Below are 20,114 nucleotides of genomic sequence, written 5' to 3'. Positions count from 1 at the left end.
AGAACAATGAGCAAGCAAATCCACGTTACCGACACAATCCTGCGCGACGCCCACCAATCGCTGCTCGCCACCCGCATGCGCACCGAAGACATGCTGCCGATCTGCGACAAGCTCGACAAAGTCGGCTACTGGTCGCTGGAGTGCTGGGGCGGCGCGACGTTCGACGCCTGCGTACGCTTCCTCAAAGAAGACCCGTGGGAGCGTCTGCGCCAATTGCGCGCGGCGTTGCCTAACACGCGGCTGCAAATGCTGCTGCGCGGCCAGAACCTGCTGGGCTACCGCCATTACAGCGACGACGTGGTCAAAGCCTTCGTCGCCAAGGCAGCGGTCAACGGCATCGACGTGTTCCGCATCTTCGACGCCATGAACGACGTGCGTAACCTGCGCGTGGCCATCGAAGCGGTGAAAGCGGCGGGCAAACACGCCCAAGGCACCATCGCCTACACCACCAGCCCGGTGCACACCATCGAGGCATTCGTGAACCAGGCCAAGCAAATGGAAGCCATGGGTTGCGATTCGGTGGCAATCAAGGACATGGCCGGCCTGCTGACCCCATATGCCACAGGCGAACTGGTCAAGGCACTGAAAGCCGAGCAGTCGCTGCCTGTGTTCATTCACTCCCACGACACCGCTGGCCTGGCTGCGATGTGCCAGATGAAGGCCATCGAAAACGGTGCCGACCACATCGACACCGCGATCTCCAGCTTCGCCTGGGGCACCAGCCACCCTGGCACCGAGTCGATGGTCGCCGCCCTTAAAGGCAGCGAATTCGACACCGGCCTGAACCTGGAATTGCTGCAAGAGATCGGTCTGTACTTCTACGCCGTGCGCAAGAAGTACCACCAGTTCGAAAGCGAATTCACCGCCGTCGACACCCGCGTGCAAGTCAACCAGGTACCGGGCGGCATGATCTCCAACCTGGCCAACCAGCTCAAAGAGCAGGGCGCGCTGAACCGCATGAGCGAAGTGCTGGCCGAAATCCCGCGCGTTCGTGAAGACCTCGGTTTCCCGCCGCTGGTAACCCCGACCTCGCAGATCGTTGGCACCCAGGCGTTCTTCAACGTGCTGGCCGGTGAGCGCTACAAAACCATCACCAACGAAGTGAAGCTCTACCTGCAAGGCGGCTACGGCAAGGCGCCAGGCACCGTAAACGAAAAACTGCGCCGCCAGGCCATCGGCAGCGAAGAAGTGATCGACGTTCGTCCGGCTGACCTGCTCAAGCCGGAAATGACCAAGCTGCGTGCCGAAATCGGCGCCGTGGCCAAGTCTGAAGAAGACGTTCTGACCTACGCGATGTTCCCGGACATCGGCCGCAAATTCCTCGAGGAACGCGCTGCCGGCACCCTCACTCCAGAAGTGCTGTTGCCGATCCCGGAAGCGGGCGGCGTAGCCTCTGCCGGCGGCGAAGGCGTGCCGACCGAGTTCGTCATCGACGTCCACGGCGAAACCTACCGCGTCGACATCACCGGTGTCGGCGTCAAGGCTGAAGGCAAGCGTCACTTCTACCTGTCCATCGACGGCATGCCGGAAGAAGTGGTGTTCGAACCACTCAACGAATTCGTCAGCGGCGGCAGCAGCAAGCGCAAGCAAGCCACTGCGCCGGGCCACGTCAGCACCACCATGCCGGGCAACATCGTCGACGTGCTGGTCAAGGAAGGCGACGTTGTGAAAGCCGGCCAGGCCGTACTGATCACCGAAGCGATGAAGATGGAAACCGAAGTGCAGGCGGCCATCGCCGGCAAAGTCACCGCCATCCACGTGGCCAAGGGCGACCGGGTCAACCCGGGCGAAATCCTGATCGAGATCGAAGGCTGAGTTAACAGCCTCGATACAACGCTTTAAACCTCGGGGGGGCATGTGCTCCCCTTTTTTTTTTGCCCGGGATTTATGGGGTTTAGAAGGTCATTCGCCATTGGCCCGTGACGCCATGATTTCGGCTGTCGGTGCCGATCTCTCCGGTGACTCCAACGCCCAGCGTATGCCGCGCCGAAAGCGACAGGTCGAGCCCGGCATCGAGCATCACGCTGTTACGATCCAGCGGCGCACCTTCCACGGTGAAACGCGTGCCTCCGGTCGCCAGTTTTTGCCGGGTGTGGCTTAAGACCTCTCCATAGGTATGTTTCCAGCCAGCGCTCAAATGTGGGGTCAACTTGATTCCGTTGTTCAGCGTGTTGAGCTTCGCCACGCGCAGACCGAAGGTGCTGTTGACGTTGTTCCGTGTTTGTCCCAAGACTTTCAGGGTCGCGTCCCCACCTTTTTCCGTATAGCCGTCGCGTTGATAGCGCTGATAGCCGAGGCTGGCGAACGGCTCGATGGTATAGACGTCGCGACCCACGTTGTAACCCACTTCCGCAAAGGCTTGCTGCGTATTGGCGTCGTATCGACCTTTGGGGTTGTCGCTGAATCCGTTGAAGGCTACTCGACGTTTGGTGCTGCCATCGTGGCTGTTATGGGAGAGCCCCATACGAAGCGACATCGGTCCATTCCGGCGCAGTGCATAGGCCCCCAAATGCCAGCTATCGAGGCGACCATCGAGTGTGCGGCTATCCAGGCGAGTGTCGGATTTGCCGCCGATCACACCCAGGCGCCATTCCTCATCAACTCTCCAATCAGCGCCCATTACCAGACCCTTGGTGGAATGTTGCAGAGCGTCAAAATCACGATCCACTTTTCCACCGTGCCCCAGTGCTTGCAGCCAGACTCTGCCTTCGTTTTCGCTACCGGCAGCCAGGCGAGGTGAGCTGCTTCGCCTGCCGGGTTTGCTATAGGCGTCATCCAGCTGACGCATGGCCGAAAGCATGCTGGCGCTCACCGGAGCGTCGCTGTTCAGCGTTATCTTGGCGAGATTGGCGGTGCTGTAACCAGCGAGTTGATCAAGGGCATTGGCCGCAGTATCCACGGTCGAACCGAGCAGGGCAGTAATGGCGGCATTTGCCGAGGCGGCAGGCTCCACAACACTCAGGGCAAAGTTCTCACTGTTGTTGTCGAGGGCGAAGTCATCCAGTGGCAATTCGTTGCGAGTGTATTGCAGCATCACCTCGGTTTCGGACTGGAATAGTTTTGGAGTCAGGTACGCCAGATTACTGGTGACACGATCGAATTCACCGTCCACTTTGCTGGCTCGGAGCAGGGTGTATACGTTGCTGGTTGAATAGCTGCCCGGCAGTGCAGCGACATTCAGAGAGGCGTTCCAAAGGTCCGCAACACCGTCGACCACAAGGGTTGGCATTTGACCGGCAGCGGTTACAGCGTAAGACAGCGTGGCGTTTCGCGTAAGGATCAGGTCTCCTTTGACGTGTGGCGCCCCCAGCGCCTCAGTGACCATTAACGTACCCCCTACGAACAGGTCGCGAACTTCACCGTGCCCACCGTAGGTGCCACCCTCGAGAACGTCGACATCACCCGCGATACTGCCCATGTTGAACAGCTTCGCACCGCTCAACACTTCCGCTCCCACATCAAAGTCACCTTTGCCGGTCAAAGACCAGGCACCTCGGGCAACTCGCAATCCAAGGAAGTTACGGGTCTGGCCGAGTACGCCGCCTTCGGAAGAGTCCAGGAGTATGCCGTTCACCCCGTCGCCGCCCTGTATTTCCCCTGAAAAGCTGGCGCCCTTGTTGATTATCAACAGGTCATTTCCGTCCCCTAGCGCCAGTGAGACGCCGTCGATGCTTGTGTACCGCCCTGACGCAGTAGTGCGCTTGGTTGTGTCGGCTTTTGCAAAGTCCTCGAACGTGAGCGGGACGTCGTCGTTTACCGGTTCGGAAGGTGTGTCAGGTGTCCTGTGGGCCTGATTATGCTGTTCCGTCGCAGGGATCAATTTCCCGGTCGCTAACAGGTCATTGATAACCGGTTCGGCGACGATGCGCTCTGCGACCTTTTCGGCCAGGTTTGGTATGAGTGAATCGTTGTGAGTTTCGGGAAACTCGTAGAGGTCTGCGTAAAGATCCACAGGTTCTGGAGCCGGTGGTGCGGATACCACCGGAATGGACGATTCTATCGGCTCAGGCGCAGCGGCGTTGACGGCATGCGACATAGGGCCAATGAAATTTTTGATCGCCAGAAGGTCATCTCTTTTAGGCCAAGGCGTTGCACGAGCCTTCTTGGCGGGGGCTTCGATGACGGTATCGAGCTCTGCTTGCTGAGCCATGGACAACTCGATGCTTCCGAGTGTGAGGGCGACCGCCAACGCGATTCGGTGCGGGCGATGAGGGTAAGGCTTGGGCATTGAGTACGACCTCGTTTTTCAGGAGGTCGAACTTTAGGAGGCGGGCCCAGGCGTTGAATGCCGGGCGTTTCCGGCGTTTTTGCAGGGTCTTGGACATTCGGTTGTAGCTAAAATTTAACCGTGAAGTCTAATCGCGCAGTGGACTTCATGAGCGAGCGTTTTTGCCTACAGCATTTCAGGACTGGTCTGTTTGTTACGGCCTGGAAACTCGTCTACCTACAGCTCATCACGTTGAGCCAAAGGCTGTGACGCCCTCGATGTATTGCTCTGGAGGTACTTGTAGGAGCCCGGCTTGCCGGCGATGGCGTCCTTGAGATCGCTATCGCCGGCAAGCCGGCTCCTACAAGGGTTGCGCAGGTTCGAAAGCTGCAATCCTTTCCTAACTACGACTCAAATACGCCTTCCCATAATGCCGCTCCATCCGCGCCTGAATCAGCTCCAACCCAATCGACATCACCCAGTAAATCACCGCCGCCGTCGTCAGCATCTCGATGTAGCGATAGCTCGAGCGCCCATACGACTGCGCCAGAAACATCACCTCCCAAACACCCATCACCGAGATCAGTGACGAGTCTTTGAGCATCGAGATGAATTGGTTGGTGGTCGGCGGGATGATGGTGCGCATGGCTTGCGGCAGGGTGACGCGCCAGAAGATCACGGTTTCGCGCATGCCCAGTGCCAGCGAGGCTTCACGCTGGCCGTGGGGGACGCCGAGGATGCCGGCGCGGAAAATTTCGCTGAGGTAGGCGCCGTAGTTCAGCGACAGGGCGATGATGCCGGCGACGACGGCGCCCGGCACGATGCCGAGTTGCGGCAGGCCGAGGTAGATCAGCAGGATCTGGATCAGCAGCGGAGTGCCGCGAAAGAACGAGGCGTAGAAACTTGCAATGCCGAAGGCCACTGCGCTTTTCGACAACCGTGCGAGGGCGGTGATGAAGCCCAGCAGCGACGACGCGACGATTGAGCACAGGCACAAAAACAGGGTCAGCGCCGCACCTTGCAGAAAGCCGTTTGGTGCCAGGTGCAGGCCGATCAGGTTGGGCAGTTTGTCGAGGATGATCGAGAACTTCAGGTCGAAGCTCAGGAAGAAACTGGCGAACAGTCCCAGCATTGCCGCCCAGGTCAGGTACAACCGCGTGCGAAAACCGAAGATCCGTTGCAGCCGGGACTCAGCCACCGGTTGTGGCGGCTGAGGTGGGTTGGGAAAGGAAGTCATTTGCTGATGTCGGCGCCGATCCATTTTTGCGAGAGTTTGCTCAGGGTGCCGTCCTGTTTCAGTTGCGCGAAGACGTCACGCACCTTGGCGTCCCACTGTGCATCGCCTTTTTCGATGGCCACCGAGTTTGGCTCCGAGTACAGCGGTTCGCCGGCAAGCTTGAAGCGTTTGTCTTCGGTCAGGCGCGGCTGCGCGGTGACCAGGTTGGTGAGGACCGCATCCAGTCGCACGCCAGCGCCCAGCCCCAGGTCCTGGAACGCCACGTTGTCGGTGTCGTACGGGGCGATCTGCACGTTTTCAAACGGGTACTGCAACTGCGTGTCTTCGGCGCCTTCGATCACCAGGTTTTTGTTCAGGTAGCTTTCGTAGCTGGAAGCACTGGTGAGGCCGACTTTCTTGCCGCTCAGGTCCTTGGCGTTGTGGATGCTGTCGTCCTTGGCGTTGACCACGATCACCGCGGGTGAGGCGTAGTACTCGACCGGGAAATCAAAGACTTCGGCGCGGGCCTTGCTCGGGGTCATGGAGCAGATGCAAATGTCGTAGCGCCCGCTCCAGCGGCCGGCGGCGATCACGTCCCAGGACGGTGTTTCGAGGCGCAGTTTGACCCCGAGTTTATTGGCCACGGCTTTGGCCACATCAACGTCGAAACCGTCGAGCTGGTTCTGGTCATTGAGGAACGAGAAGGGCGGATAGCTTTCCATCAGCACGCCGACCAGTTCTTTCTTTTGCTCGATGCGGTCCAGCGTGGCGCCGCCGAAGGCTTGGGTGGAGGCAGCCAGAATCGTCAGGCCCAGGGCCAGTAGTGGTTGAAGTTTCACAGTCGACCCCTGATAAAAAAATGGTTGTTATTAACCGGATGGTGCGTATTAAATAGTTATAAGAACTACTCTGGTAGTGAGTTATTTTCATAAGCATATGAGTAAAAAGCATATGAGCGCAGCAAGCACAGTGATTCTGGATGGCGGCATGGGTCGTGAGTTGCAGCGCCGCGGTGCGCCGTTCAGACAGCCGGAATGGTCGGCGCTGGCCTTGAGCGAAGCGCCGCAGGCCGTCGAGGCGGTGCACGCGGCTTATATCGAAAGCGGCGCGAACGTGATCACCAGCAACAGCTATGCGGTGGTGCCTTTTCACATTGGCGAAGAACGTTTTGCGGCTGAGGGTCGAGCCCTCGCGGCGCTGGCCGGGGAGTTGGCCAGGCGTGCGGTGGACGCTGCGGGCAAACCGGTGCGTGTGGCGGGTTCATTGCCGCCGTTGTTCGGTTCCTATCGGCCGGATTTGTTCGACGCGACTCGGGTGACGGAATTGCTCGCGCCGCTGGTCGAGGGGCTGGCCCCGCATGTCGACCTGTGGCTGGCCGAAACCCAAAGCTCGATCGTGGAAGCGCGAGCGATTCACGCCGGTCTGCCGAAGGACGGCAAGCCGTTCTGGCTGTCGTTTACCCTGAAGGATGAGGACACGGACGAAGTCCCGCGTTTGCGTTCCGGCGAACCTGTGGCCGAAGCCGCTGCAGTGGCTGCGCAGCTGGGTGTCGAGACGTTGCTGTTCAACTGCAGCCAGCCGGAAGTGATCGGTGCGGCGATTGATGCGGCGCGGGAAACGTTCGAGCGTCTGGGAGTGAAGATTCACATCGGCGCGTACGCCAATGCCTTCCCGCCGCAACCGAAAGAGGCAACGGCCAATGACGGTCTGGACCCGTTGCGCGACGATCTGGACCCGCCGGGCTACCTGCATTGGGCGGCGGACTGGAAAGAGCGCGGTGCCAGCCATTTGGGTGGGTGCTGCGGGATTGGGCCGGAGCATATTGCGGTGCTTGCCCAGAAATTGGTGTGATGCCATTCGCGGGCAAGCCTCGCTCCTACAGGTTCGTATGATCCCGTAGGAGCGAGGCTTGCCCGCGAAGGCGTCCGTCCAGGCGCCGCTGATTTACCCGCGACACTCAGCCAGAGTTTTCACTTGCCCCGAACCCGTCTGATTCTCATCACTCAACCACCGCTCAAACCCCGCCCCAACCACCGGCCATTCCGAATCCAGAATCGAATACCAGGCCGTATCCCGGTTCTGCCCCTTGACCACCATGTGCTGGCGGAACACCCCTTCAAAACTGAACCCCAAGCGCTCAGCCGCGTACTTGGAGCGAGCGTTGCCGTTGTTGCATTTCCACTCCAGACGCCTGTAGCCCAGCGCGAACGACTCTTTCGCCAGCAGATACACCGCCTCGGTACTTTTCGGCGAACGCTGCATCGGCGCACCGAAGGTGACGTGGCCGATTTCAATACGGCCCTGAGACGGAACGATCGACATCAAGCTGAGAATGCCTTGCACATCGCCGCTGGCACGGTCGATCACGCTGAAGAAATACGGGTCGCTGTTGGCCGCGTGATTGTTCAGCCAGTCGTTGAAAACGCTGCGCTCCGGGAAAGGACCGTAAGGCAAATAATCCCAAAGTTTCGGGTCGGCACCGGGGCCTTGCAGGGCTTTGAACAAACCGTCGCCATGGCGTGCCGGGTCGAGTTTTTCCAGGCGGATGAAGCGCCCTTCGATGGTTTGCACCGTTGGCGCCGGGACGCCTTTCCAGTCTGCGAGTGAAGTCGTCATGTCGTTCTCCTTGAACCTTAAAGGGCTTTGCGGAACTGGATGAAACCAGGGCGCTCGGCGATGCGCTCGTAGAGCTGGATCGCGGTGGCGTTGGTTTCGTGGGTCAACCAGTGGACCTTGCAGCAGCCGTCCGCTTTGGCGGTCGCGTAGACAAATTCGATCAGTTTTCGGCCGACGCCGGTGCCGCGGGTTTCGGGTGTTACCAACAGGTCTTGAAGGTAGCAGGAGTTTTCGATGCTCCAGTTCGACCGATGGTAGATGAAGTTCACCATGCCGACCGCTTTGCCATCGCTCCACGCCAATGCCGAATGAGTCGGTTCATTCGAGTCGAGCAGGCGTTGCCATGTGCTGTCCGTGACCGCCTCAGGCAGTTCGGTGTTGTAGAAGCGCAGGTAGGCTTGCCACAACGGCAGCCACGCAGCGTGATCAGCAGCGGTGACCTGGCGGATTTCAATCTGACTCATGTTCAATCCTTAGCGCATCAAGTGGGCGAGGGCCTGGTCGTGCACGTCGGGGCTGGCGGCGAGCCCCTCGCGCACACCGGCGATGTCTGCGGTGCTGCGGTTCTGGCTGAGTTTGCGTTTGCCTTCCAGGCGCTGGATCGGTAGGGCAAACCCGACGATGGCCTTGAGCATGCCGTCGATGTAGTCGGCGGGTGCTTCAGCGACTGTCCATGGTTGGGCGCGACCGGCTTCATGGCGATCGGTCAACGCACTGACCAGATTGAGCAGGCGGTCGGCGTCGGTGAAAACCTCTGCGGTGCCGTAAGCGTGTACGGCGACGTAGTTCCAGGTCGGTACGACTTTGCCGTGCTCGGCTTTGCTCGGATAAAAGCCCGGGCTGATGTACGCGTCGGCACCGGCGAAAATGACCAGCGCTTCGGCACCGTTTTGCAGTGCCTTCCAGTGCGGGTTGGCCCGGGCGAAATGACCGTACAGGGTGCCATTCGGACCTTGGTCAGGGCTGAACAACAACGGCAGGTGACTGGCTTGCAAGCCTTGCTCGTCGTGGGTAATCACCACGGCAAGACGCGTGTCGAGTATCTGCTGCTGCAGTTCATGCAAATCTTTGATGGCAAAGCCGCTGGGGTTGTACATGGAAAAATTCCTTGGCGAATGCGTCCATCCTAGGCAGGCTATTGGTCTGTTGTAAGAGCCATTAACGACCAATTTCATAGGTCCATTGCCATGAGCGAAGCGCCGCTTTCCCTATCGTTCAACCCCGCCGGTATCGAACTTGATCGCCGTCAGGGGCTTAGTCGTCAGCTCTATCAGGCCTTGCGCCTGCGGGTGCTCGACGGGCGATTGGCCAGTGGCACTCGATTGCCGGCCAGCCGGGACTTGGCGGCGGCGTTGGCGATTTCCCGCAACAGCGTGGTTCGCGCCTACGATCAGCTCTACGCAGAAGGCTTCATCGAGGGACGTGTCGGGGACGGGACTTACGTCGCGCAATTGCCTCAAGCGGCGTTGCCCACGAAAAAACTATCCACAAAAGTATCCACAGGGTTGTCAACAGGGTTACCCACAGCCTTATCCACAAATTGGCTGGATTTACCTGTGGTTTCATCCAGTAAAGTTATCCACAGCGGAGCGCTGGGGCGCGTTGAAAAGAACCATTTGGCCACGCCGCCCAGCGGTCCGCCTCGGGCTTTTCGGGTGGGCGTTCCGGCGTTCGACCTGTTTCCCTTCGAGGTGTGGGCCAAGCTGAATGCGGCTTTCTGGCGTAAACCGGATTTGCAGCAGCTGTGTTATGGCGATCCGGCAGGCGATGCGCGCTTGCGCGGCCTGATCGCCGCTTATTTGCGCAGTTCGCGGGGGATGCAGTGCACGGCTGAGCAAATAGTGATCACCAGCGGCGCACAGCAGGGGATTAGCCTTTGTGCACAGCTGCTGGTGGAGCCGGGCGACGGGGTGGCGATTGAAAATCCGGGGTATCGGGCGGCAGGTCATGCGTTCGCCGTGGCCGGGGCGAAATTGCATGGGGTGGCGGTGGACGGCGAGGGCATCGACTGCACCGAACTGGCCCGGCTCAGCGATTGTCGGCTGGCCTATGTCACGCCTTCGCATCAATACCCGACCGGCGTGGTAATGAGCCTGGCGCGGCGACTTGAATTACTCGCTTGGGCGGAGCGCAACCAAGGCTGGATCGTCGAGGACGACTACGACGGCGAATACCGTTACAGCGGCGCACCCCTGGCGCCGTTGGCGGCACTCGATCGGCAGGGCCGGGTCTTGTACGTCGGGACCTTTGGCAAAGTTGCATTCCCGGCGTTGCGCCTGGGTTATCTGGTGTTGCCGCCGGCTCTGGTGCAGGCGTTTTCTCAACGTCGAGCGGTGGACGTCCGGCATTCCGAAGTCAGCACCCAGGCGGTGATGGCCGAGTTCATGGCCGCCGGGCATTTCCAGCGGCACATCCGCCGCATGCGCCGTGCCGCCCTGAGTCGACGCAATACGTTGCTGGCGGGCTGGCCGCAGAACATCCCCGGCATCGGCAGCCTGCCGAGTGTCGCGGCAGGGCTGCATCTGACGGTGGCGGTCGACTCACAGGCGCGCGAGTACGAATTGATAGAAAAAGCCGCCAGCGTCGATGTCGAGATCAATGCGCTGAGCAGCTATTGGTTGCCGGACTCGCAGAAACCGGTGGACCAGCGTGCCGGGCTGGTCCTGGGTTTCGCGGCCGTGCCCGAGGCGGCCATCAGCACCGCACTCGGGCGGCTGGAAAAGGTCTGGCGCCGTTAGCGGTTACGGTTCACCACGACGCAAGACTTACGATTTTGAGGCCGACGGCAGCACCTTCGCGAAAAACAGTGCAGTCGCCAGTTGTGGGCTGATTTCGCTGCGATAAATCGCAATTGCGTGGAGATCGTCATTCGCACTGCGCGCTTCGGATGCGCCGCCCAGCAGCCGTTGCTGCACGGTTTTCAGATGCGCCGCCGTGAACGTCTGGACAGGCGACGCGGGCTGCGCATAGTGAAAGTGTGCGTACCACAGAACATTTTTGCTGGTGTGGTCACGGACCTCATATTCCTCGAGGTAGTCTTTTTTACGGCTTTTGAGCAAGCGTCGGCCGGGGTTCCTGACGATGTCGACCTGACCTTCGCTTTGCAGCCACTGGACCCGCTCAGCCGTCGGCGGCTGTAGTTTTGTCATGCTGATTCGCGTTGTGCGTCCCTGACTGTAGAGGCGGGTTGCTCCGTCACTCAGCTGCTTGATCAGTGTCACGGCAGACCCCGGACCGTCATCGGTGGCGTTGCTGGAAATCAGTGCTTCGTCGATTGCCTTGGCGGCCTCCTGCAGTCGATGGGCCTGCTGATGGAACATCTCCTCGATTTCCACGGGAATTCGCCGCGCTCCTTTCGAATGGGCGTCCGTTCGGCGGATGAACGCCTCCAGCCCGTCCAGCATTGCCTGACCTTGAACAATGCTTGTACCCAAATCGAGTTGGACGACGGCAGGGGAAACCGGTTTCGCGGCCACTCGTTCAACCCAGACACCCGGGGTTTTCTCATGAAAGGTCGAGATGACTTTGCCTGTCAGTGTCGAGGTTACGTCGACCAGTTCTGATCCGTCCGCCACGGCATCGGCGCGTAGTTGGCCGACCACCGTGCCGTTGTAACGGGTCTTGATGATGCGTTTGACAGGAGCGGTCGGCAGACGGGAAGGGCCAGGTTGCGGTTCGAGCGCTTGGCGCTCGCGCAGCAGGCTCGCCAGGTGCTTCACAGTGCGCTGTTGAAACGCGTCGATACGTTGGCGCATCAGGTCGAGCGAGGGTTGCAGGAACTGACCGGGGAACTCGCCGGGCAGATCGATGATGCGCTGATCGGTGACCGTGAGTTGCTCCACCAGATCACTGAGCCCCTCTATTCGCTCCGGCAAGCGCAACACGTCTTCGTCAGCGGCCAGATCCAGTGAAGCCTGGATGGCGAGCGCTGCGTTTTCGACAACGCTCTCCAGCGCCGGGCGTGCTTCATGCGTGAGCGCAACCGAGGGTGCGAGGCACAACTCCTGGGCCAGCGTGATCTGGAACAGTTTGAGGTCCTGTAAATCGAACGTCGGTATGTTGGCCTTGACGTCGCGGATCACTTCCACGGCTTCTTTGCCGAGCAGGTTCAGTTGCTCGAAGCGCGATTGCGCGAATTCGATTTTGTTGATGTAGCCCTCGGTCAGATCGCTCATGTGTTGAAAGGTCTGTCGGGCGGCCTGCGTGTTTTCCGTTGGTTGTGTGTCGAGAAGATTGAGGGAGAGACGCATTTGATTGTCGAAAACAGGACGCTGGTGGTCGAACCATTTCTCCAGCAGCGATAGTTGGAAATCCAGGCGGCTGATCATCGCTTTTCGGAAATTGGGAATGGCTTCGCGAGCATTGAACGCTTTCATCTGTTCAATGTTGGCGCTGATGAATGACATCTGCGCATCGAGCATTTCAAGGTACAAGCGGCGATGGGTGTCGGTGGCGCTCGCTGCCTTCGCGTTTTTTTCAGCTTCCTTGAGTTCTGTTTCCCGGCTTTTGACCTGGCTTTCGAACGCTGTCATTTGCTGTTTCAGTTCAGCCAGACGCACTTTGTTTTGCTGTTCCAGCCGCTGCCTCTCCCTGCCCCCGCCCCGCAGCCTCAGCCGTGTATCGATAAACCATTCGCCCCTGGCGTTCTTGATCAGCAACGGCCCGGTGCGCGGGGGGGACTGGCGTGAGTCAATGATTTGCACGTCGTTATTGTCGTTGAGGGTGACTTCGAACCATCGCTGGCCGACCTTCGCATACCATTTTCCGTTTAGTGAACTGAGGTGCTGGTGAGGGCCGGCCACGCTGGAGGCGACGGCCATTCCCTTGGGTTCGGCAATGGCCAGTTCATCCAGCAAGGTGCCCAACGCTAGAGGCGGCAGTGTGGCGACGGCGTGCAAAGACGTCTCATGGTCGTGAGGCAGTTGATTAAGGTCGGGCAGGCGAGTGACCGTGATTTTCTGCGCAGGCTTGATGGGCGGTGTGACCGGTGGTGGCTCGAGTTTCTCGGCTAATCGCGAGACCGGTTTATGGCGAGCGGCAGCCCGATGAGCCAGTACCATGCCGAGCATCAACAGCAAATCGGTCACGGCAGACCAGGCAAGTTGGCTGTCTTCGCTTTCTGCGGCATCGGTGATTTCCTGCAAGTCGTCCATGATCTGCCAGATCCACGCGGCAACCCCGGCAGTGCGCCCGAGGAAGGGCAAGGCGACGTTGAACAGCATCCATGCACCGTGCTTGAGCGTTTCCCAGCGAGCTTGTGCATTGGACACTGATTGACGGTCAGCCAACGTCATCATGGCGTTGGCATTGGCTTTGAACAGCGGCGCCAGTGAATCATCATCAAGGGCTGCCGCACTGAGCGACACCGCGCCCATCTTGCCCAGCGCCGAGGTGGGATCGACCAGCAATTGGGTCAGGGTCCAGACCGAAGGCAACTCACCGGAAAACACGTACTGGGAATAGTTGAAGCGCACGTCGTCGGCCAGCCATGCCAGGACCGATTGGCGAAGGGGTTTTTCGTGCTTGATCGCGTACAGCAGATTGGCTTCGTTCGGGTACTGCGTCAGCGAGGGCACGAGCAATGGCCGGTAGAGCAGGCACGGTCCTTGATCAGTGGAGCGCGGGCCGATGACGAACATATTGGCGACTTCGTCGCCCTTGCTGTCGGCGCTTTCACTGCTGATAAAAGCCAACGGGCGAATGACAATCTCCTGCCCATTCACCCGGCGGTCGGCCGCGCTTTGCTGCAGGGCTGCGTTGACGTATTGGTAGCCTCGTTCATCAATGCCGGCTTCGCCGCGCATCTTGTGTTGCAGCGCCTGCAAGGGCAACTGGGTGCGCAGATGACGCGTGTAGAGCGTTTGTCGGCGCAACGATTCTCGCGAGTCATCCAGCAACTTGCGCTTGATCAGTGCCGGGTAGACCGCGCCGATATCGACCTGGGTGACGAGGTTTTCCAGGTAGGCGGGTGTCATCCAGGCGGGCACAGGGTCGCCGTTTTTGTACTGCACCGTCTTGTTGCCCAACGGAACGGCTATCAGGTTTTGCAGTGCCAATTCGATCAGCGACAACGTAACGGTCTGCGTCTTGCCGGGGACCACGAAAGTGCCCAGCACGATGAGGCTGGTGATGCTGATTTGAATGTCTTTCAGATTCAGGTCCGCTGCCGTTGGATGATCCTTGATCATCTGCTCTCGCAGGGTTTGCAGGGTAAATTCCGGCAGTGAAGCGATGCCTTCGTCGAAGGTTTTTCCAGCGTCCTGCTCTCGCAACTGCGCCAGGTCCATCAGGTGTCGGCTGTAACGGGTCAGGTCCGCTGACGATGCGTTGCTCAGCCAGCCTGTCAGTAACCCCTGAACCTGGTTGAAGCGCGACGAAGGCAGGGCTTCAAACTCAGTGAAGCTCTTCGCCGCCGCGCTGATTTGCGGTGAAAGCCTGGTTGGCGTAGTGCTCTGGAATGTATTGAAGGCACCGATGGCTTCGGCTTCGAGTGCGATCAGCGCACACGCTTGATGATGGAAGAAGTTGCCCTCGGGTTCATACAGTCGCCATTGCAGGGTCTGCCCGGTGCTCGACGCCCCAGGGTTTGCAAACAATGTTTCGCCCAGCGCCGCAACAGAGTCGTAACGCCTGAACCCTTCGGTAATCGAGTGGGTCAGCACCAGGGTTCGACTGTCCAACGTACCCACAAACACGGCGATATCCAGAACCCGCAGATGTTTGCTCTGCGCGCTTTCAACGTGTTCGGTATCGATCAGGCAGGCCTTGGTCAAGTACTTGTCCTGTGAGCGCCGTGCTGCCCGATCCGGCTGAGTGAACACGGCAAGGGCCATTGCTTTTTGATCGGCATCCCAGTCGGTGGTCGCATCGAGGTTCCAGATGTCTTGCAGCGCCTGCGAGAGCTGATGCCAGCGTGGGGTCGAAGGGCTTGTCTGCTGATTCCAGTAATCCAGTTGCTGTTGCTGGTAGGCGATGAACAGCTGCGGTGCGAGCGTATTGATCAGTGAACCGATGGCCGTGATGTTCACGGGCAGTTGAGCCGGCGGTACAACGCCCGGTTGCAGGGTCAGGAAATGCTCGCCATCGATGAGCATCACCGTCGAACCCGACAACCCGAGCCGCACCAATACGTCGGTGAGCGATTCATACAGATTATTGCCCGGCGCGACCTCGCTGCCGGTATCGACCCAGGTCGGAGTGACGACCGTGGCGAGCGTCGGATCTATCTTCAACTGCGGGTAAAGCGCGTTGAGTGCAGGCGCCAATGCAGTCGCTGCAACCTCTCTGATCGAGGGGCCGGTGACCAGTTGGGTCAGTACATTTTCTGCACTCGGGGAAGGGGTATCGGACATGGTCGTCTCCTGATTGAGTACGCTGCGGTTGAATGCGCAGCGCTGGATCAGGGGACGGTATCGGGCGAGCTCAGGTGTCTGGCGGTACATAAATATCGCAGGCAAAAAAAGACCCGCATCACGGCGGGTCTTCGCTTTTCAGGGAGGGCTTCAGGTCCCCGACTTGATTTTGGTCCAGGCCCGCGTGCGCGCACGTTCGGCATCACGCGGCAGCGGTTGCAGGGTGTAAAGCGTGGCCATGGCCGTTTCGGTCGGGTACAGGTTCGGGTTGTTGCGGATCGCCGGGTCGACCAGTTCCGTAGCGTCCTTGTTCGGGTTCGGGTAGCCGACGAAGTCACTGACCGGCGCGATCACCTGCGGTTGCAGCAGGTAGTTGATGAAGGTGTAGGCGTCCTCGGTGTTCTTCGCGCCCTTCGGAATCGCGAGCATGTCGAACCAGATCGGCGCACCTTCTTTCGGCAGGCGCATGTCGACGGTCACCCCGTTCTTTGCTTCCTTGGCGCGGTTGGCCGCCTGGGAGAAGCTGCCGGAATAACCGACCGCGACGCAAATGTCACCGTTGGCGATGTCGGCCATGTATTTGGAGGAGTGGAAATACGTGACGTACGGCCGGATCTTCATCAACAGCGCTTCAGCCTTTTCGTAGTCCGCCGGCTTCTTGCTGTTGGGGTCCAGGCCGAGGTGTTGCAGGGCCAGGGGCAGGATTTCCGACGGCGAATCGAGCAGGGCGACGCCGCACTGCTTGAGCTTGCTGATGTTCTCTTCCTTGAAGATCAGGTCCCAGCTATCAACCGGCGCGTCGGCGCCCAGCGCGGCTTTGACCTTGTCCGGGTTGAAGCCGATCAGGATGGTCCCGTACATGTACGGCACGGCGAATTTGTTGCCGGGGTCGTTGGCTTCGATCAGCTTCATCAGCTTGGGATCGAGGTGGTTCCAGTTCGGCAGTTTGCTGCGGTCCAGCGGCTGGAAAACACCGGCCTCGATCTGCTTGGCGAGGAACACGTTGGACGGCACCACCGCGTCGTAGCCGGAGTTGCCTGTCAGCAGCTTGGCTTCCAGCGCTTCGTTGGTGTCGAAAATGTCGTAGATCAGCTTGGTCTGGGTGTTCTGCGCCTTGAAGTCTTCCAGCGCTTTGGGGGTGATGTAGTCGAACCAGTTGTAGACGCGCAACGTGCGCTCTTCAGCGTGAGCGGCCCCGCTGAGCACCGTGGCGCAGAGCGCGGGCACGATGAAACGCTTGAGTGTGTTCATTGTTGTTATTTCCCTTGGGCGCTTTCAAAACCTTCAAGAACGTTCACGGCATTGATGCCGATTTCTTCGACCGCGTAACCGCCTTCCATCACGAACAGGGTTGGCACGCCCAGCTTGGCGATGCGCTCGCCCATCGCCAGGTAATCCGGGCTGTCGAGCTTGAACTGGGAGATTGGATCGTCCTTGAACGTATCGACGCCCAGAGACACGACGACGATCTCGGCACCGTACTTTTCGATCTCTTTGCAGGCTTGTTCCAGCGCTGCGCTCCAGACATCCCAACCGCTGCCGGCGGGCAACGGGTAGTTGAAGTTGAAGCCTTCGCCCGCGCCTTCTCCGAGCTCGTCTTCATAACCGAGGAAGAACGGAAACTCGGCTTCTGGATGGCCGTGGATCGAAGTGAACAGCACATCGCTGCGCTCATAGAAAATCGATTGGGTGCCGTTGCCGTGGTGGTAATCGACGTCGAGGATCGCGACTTTCTTGTGGCCCTGATCGAGGAACGCCTGAGCGGCGATGGCGGCGTTGTTGAGGTAGCAATAACCGCCCATCAAGTCGCTGGCGGCATGGTGTCCCGGTGGACGGCACAACGCGAAGGCACTGCGCGCGCCACGCTGGATTTCCGCCTGGGCGGTGAGCGCCACTTGGGCTGCGCTGTACGCGGCCTGCCAGGTGCCGGCGGTGATCGGGGCGCCGCCGTCGAAGCTGTAATAACCCAGTTCGCCGTGCAGGCTGGTGGGTTTGATGCGGCGCAAGGTACGGGCCGGCCAGGTGTAAGGCAGCAAGTCGCCGTCGGTGTTGAACTCGGTCCAGCGTGCCCAGGCGCCTTTGAAGAAGTCGAGGTAGTCGCGGCTGTGGATGCGTGCAATCGGGTCGAGGCCGAAGTCCTTCGGCGCTTCTACCGGGCCGAGGTGCTGGTTTTGCACCCGTGACAGCACATGGTCGGCGCGCGAGGGCATTTCGAAGCAGGGCTTGAGTTGCCCGTCTATCAATTCACAACGGCCGTGGTGCAGGTGGTGATCGTCCGAGTAGATCGTCAGCATTTCTTGTTCTCCGCAGGCTGATTCGGTTGAACACAGTCTTGCGGCGGATGGCGATTCGGAGAACGGCAGGAAAGGCCAAAAGGGGATCGATGTGGCCAAAATAGTTGACCGAAATTCGCCCCTTGTTGGCATAACGACGGTCCTGTAGGAGCCAGCTTGCTGGCGATCCGGTTAACGCGGTGTATCAGGCACACCGCGTTACCGTTCTTCGCCAGCAAGCTGGCTCCTACAAGGTCTTGGCTATGGGCGGAACTGGCTGGGCGCCACGCCGCTCCAGCGCACAAAGGCATGGCGGAAGCTCGCGGTCTCGCTGAAGCCCAGCACTTCGGCGATCCGGTAGATCGGCATCTGGTCTTCGCAGAGCAGTTGCTTGGCCTGCTCGAATCGCAGCTCATCCAGCAATTCCTGATAACTGCACCCCAGGTCCTTGAGGTGCCGACGCAATGTCCGCGCCGAGCAATTCATCTGCTCGGCCAACCCTTCGAGCCCCGGTGCGGCATTCAATTGCGCACTGAGCAACTGGCGAATCCGCCCCAGCCACGCCTGACGCCCGGTGAACTCGAGGTTCTGCTTGCGGCAGCGTTCGGCCATGGCCTGATGGGTGATGACATCCGCGAGCGGCAGGGGTTGGTCGAGCCAGCGCTTGTCGAAAGCAAAGGCGTTGTCCCGCGCTTCGAAGTGCAGCGGGCAGTTGAAGTGTGCGGCGTAGGTCGCTTGATAGTCCGGCGCGGCATGTTCGAAACGCGCGGCGATCAACGGCAGCGGGTGGCCGAGCAGGTCGTTGCAGGTGACTTTCAATGACACCAGGCAGAACTCGGCATTGAACACCGCCATCGCCGGGCTCTCCCGGTAGTCGGCGGCGACGAACCAGATGCGTTCGCCGTCGTCCTCCAGGCTCAGCTCGAAAAGTGTTCCCAACAGCGCCGGAAAACGTATCGCCAGGCGCAAAGCGTCACCGAAGGTGGCACTGGTGAGCAGCGCATAACCGAGCATCCCGTAGCAGGAAACGTGCATGCGCCGACCCAGCTCCAGGCCGATGTCACGCTTGAGCGCGACCGCGTTGGCGCAGACCTGCATTTCCTGGTTGGTGGTGATGCGCGTGTCGGCACGGTTCAAGTCCGCTGCGCTGATACCGCTCCCCGCGAGCAAGGCGTCGCTGGACAGGCCTTCGGCCTTGAAGGCGTTGAGCACCAGGGAGACAGCATTGAGGGTGGTGAGGTGGGAGTGCAGCATGAGCGGCTTCCAGCCTTGGGATGGCTGGAACGCAGCAAGTTATGTGCCCAATGAAGATCCTGTGGGAGCGAGCCTGCTCGCGATGGCGTCGGCACGTCCAGCAGCAATGTGTCTGACATACCGCTATCGCGAGCAGGCTCGCTCCCACAGGTGTCGGGTGGTATCAGCTAAGTTCGCCGCAGAGGTCGAGTTCGACCAGTCGCCGCACTTCAGCGGTGTCCAGACCTGCACCCAGCAACCCATGCAGCTTGCCGAACGCTGCCTCGCGAGTCATGCCGCCACCGGACAATACACCGACACCACGCAACCGGCTGCCGGCCTCGTAAACGTCCAGCTCAACGCCACCTTCATGGCACTGCGTCACTGCAACGACCACCACGCCGTTGTCCCGTGCCTGCGAAAGCGCGGCGAGAAACTCGGGGTTGTCGCTCGGCCCGGTGCCGCTGCCGTAGCACTCAAGCACCAGGCCCTGGATGCCGCTGTTCAGCACGCCATCCAGTTGTTCGGCGCCAATGCCGGGGAACAGCGGCAACACAGCGACTTTCGCCAGTTGCTTGCTCTGGTTGTAGTTCAACGTTGCTGGCAGTGACGGGGCCTTCGCTCCGCCGCCTTGACGCTCCAGGCGCTTGAACGGATGCCGACCGAAACTGCGTACCTTGGCGCAGCGGGTTGGCGCCAGCAGCTCGCCGTGGAAGTACAGATGCACACCCGGCGCCAGACCTTGGCCCAAAGCAACCAGAGCACCACCGAGGTTTTCCCAGGCATCGCTGTCGGTCACGCCGGCCGGCAACATCGAACCGGTGAAGCACACCCGCGCATTCAGGCCGAGCAATTGAAAGCTCATGGCCGCCGCGCTGTAGGCGAGGGTGTCGGTGCCGTGCAGGATCAACACGCTGTCGCAGCCCTGAACGTCGACGGCATCGACCACTGCTTCACGCAGTTGCTGCCAATAGGTCGGGGACATGTTGGCGCTGTCGATCAGCGGCGACATCTCGCGAAAGCGCCACTGCGGCACCACCAGCTCAGGCTGGCTGTGCAGGTATTCACGCATCCGCGCTTCGAAACCGGAGGCCGGAGCCAGGCCGTGTTCGCTGGCTTGCATGCCGATGGTGCCGCCGGTGTAGAGCACCATGACGTGCTGGGCGGCAGGGTAGGTCGAGGAATTCATGGAGATGCTCCGAGAACGATGAGTTCCT

At 60.0% G+C, this 20,114-nt stretch carries 14 protein-coding genes; 3 read left to right on the top strand and 11 right to left on the bottom strand.

Annotation, left to right across the window (positions count from 1 at the left end):
- The first annotated feature begins 6 nt into the window (after positions 1 to 6).
- On the top strand, positions 7 to 1,815 hold the full coding sequence (oadA, locus tag J4E42_RS08305; protein WP_008038148.1) for a sodium-extruding oxaloacetate decarboxylase subunit alpha: 1,809 nt from the start codon (positions 7 to 9) through the stop codon (positions 1,813 to 1,815).
- Positions 1,816 to 1,894: 79 nt separating this feature from the next.
- On the opposite strand, the gene J4E42_RS08300 is transcribed toward oadA, so the two are convergent.
- The 3 genes from J4E42_RS08300 to J4E42_RS08290 all read right to left on the bottom strand — a co-directional run bounded on the left by J4E42_RS08300 (position 1,895) and on the right by J4E42_RS08290 (position 6,262).
- Complete coding sequence (locus tag J4E42_RS08300) at positions 1,895 to 4,150, bottom strand: autotransporter domain-containing protein (protein WP_259331671.1); 2,256 nt, start codon at positions 4,148 to 4,150, stop codon at positions 1,895 to 1,897.
- A gap of 457 nt (positions 4,151 to 4,607) precedes the next feature.
- The gene (locus tag J4E42_RS08295; RefSeq protein WP_008030736.1) at positions 4,608 to 5,444 is read right to left on the bottom strand and encodes an amino acid ABC transporter permease; all 837 of its coding nucleotides are present in this window, start codon (positions 5,442 to 5,444) and stop codon (positions 4,608 to 4,610) included.
- Positions 5,441 to 6,262: an ABC transporter substrate-binding protein gene (locus tag J4E42_RS08290; RefSeq protein WP_207284982.1), complete on the bottom strand. Its 822-nt coding sequence runs from the start codon at positions 6,260 to 6,262 to the stop codon at positions 5,441 to 5,443. Before J4E42_RS08290 ends, J4E42_RS08295 begins: the two co-directional genes overlap by 4 nt.
- Positions 6,263 to 6,374: 112 nt before the next feature.
- Between J4E42_RS08290 and J4E42_RS08285 the strand changes: the two genes are divergently transcribed.
- Complete coding sequence (locus J4E42_RS08285; protein WP_207284981.1) at positions 6,375 to 7,274, top strand: homocysteine S-methyltransferase family protein; 900 nt, start codon at positions 6,375 to 6,377, stop codon at positions 7,272 to 7,274.
- A gap of 93 nt (positions 7,275 to 7,367) precedes the next feature.
- Here J4E42_RS08285 and J4E42_RS08280 read toward each other — a convergent pair whose 3' ends face one another.
- From J4E42_RS08280 to J4E42_RS08270, 3 genes are read right to left on the bottom strand one after another with little or no spacing between them, the layout of a single operon-like run.
- The gene (locus J4E42_RS08280; protein WP_008030727.1) at positions 7,368 to 8,039 is read right to left on the bottom strand and encodes a GNAT family N-acetyltransferase; all 672 of its coding nucleotides are present in this window, start codon (positions 8,037 to 8,039) and stop codon (positions 7,368 to 7,370) included.
- A 17-nt stretch (positions 8,040 to 8,056) separates the two neighbouring features.
- A complete protein-coding gene (locus tag J4E42_RS08275; protein WP_008038140.1) occupies positions 8,057 to 8,503 on the bottom strand; it encodes a GNAT family N-acetyltransferase in 447 nt (148 codons plus the stop codon).
- Positions 8,504 to 8,512: 9 nt separating this feature from the next.
- Positions 8,513 to 9,136, bottom strand: coding sequence for an FMN-binding negative transcriptional regulator (locus J4E42_RS08270; RefSeq protein WP_207284980.1), 624 nt, complete (start codon positions 9,134 to 9,136; stop codon positions 8,513 to 8,515).
- Positions 9,137 to 9,226: 90 nt separating this feature from the next.
- Between J4E42_RS08270 and J4E42_RS08265 the strand changes: the two genes are divergently transcribed.
- Positions 9,227 to 10,777 carry a PLP-dependent aminotransferase family protein gene (locus J4E42_RS08265; RefSeq protein WP_207284979.1) on the top strand — a complete coding sequence of 517 codons (1,551 nt, stop codon included), beginning with the start codon at positions 9,227 to 9,229 and terminating at the stop codon, positions 10,775 to 10,777.
- 27 nt (positions 10,778 to 10,804) lie between these two features.
- On the opposite strand, the gene J4E42_RS08260 is transcribed toward J4E42_RS08265, so the two are convergent.
- From J4E42_RS08260 to J4E42_RS08240, 5 genes are all read right to left on the bottom strand, one after another.
- Positions 10,805 to 15,391 carry a dermonecrotic toxin domain-containing protein gene (locus J4E42_RS08260; RefSeq protein ID WP_207284978.1) on the bottom strand — a complete coding sequence of 1,529 codons (4,587 nt, stop codon included), beginning with the start codon at positions 15,389 to 15,391 and terminating at the stop codon, positions 10,805 to 10,807.
- Between the two features lie 150 nt (positions 15,392 to 15,541).
- A complete protein-coding gene (locus J4E42_RS08255; protein WP_008038136.1) occupies positions 15,542 to 16,642 on the bottom strand; it encodes a polyamine ABC transporter substrate-binding protein in 1,101 nt (366 codons plus the stop codon).
- 5 nt (positions 16,643 to 16,647) lie between these two features.
- Positions 16,648 to 17,685, bottom strand: a complete 1,038-nt coding sequence (locus J4E42_RS08250) for a histone deacetylase family protein (RefSeq protein WP_008038135.1) — start codon at positions 17,683 to 17,685, stop codon at positions 16,648 to 16,650.
- Between the two features lie 240 nt (positions 17,686 to 17,925).
- Positions 17,926 to 18,918, bottom strand: coding sequence for an AraC family transcriptional regulator (locus J4E42_RS08245; protein WP_207284977.1), 993 nt, complete (start codon positions 18,916 to 18,918; stop codon positions 17,926 to 17,928).
- Positions 18,919 to 19,081: 163 nt separating this feature from the next.
- Positions 19,082 to 20,086: an asparaginase gene (locus J4E42_RS08240; RefSeq protein ID WP_207284976.1), complete on the bottom strand. Its 1,005-nt coding sequence runs from the start codon at positions 20,084 to 20,086 to the stop codon at positions 19,082 to 19,084.
- Positions 20,087 to 20,114 lie beyond the last annotated feature (28 nt).

This window comes from Pseudomonas sp. FW300-N2A2 (assembly GCF_017351735.1).
GTDB lineage: Bacteria > Pseudomonadota > Gammaproteobacteria > Pseudomonadales > Pseudomonadaceae > Aquipseudomonas > Aquipseudomonas migulae.
This window is presented reverse-complemented; position numbering and strand designations above follow the sequence as displayed.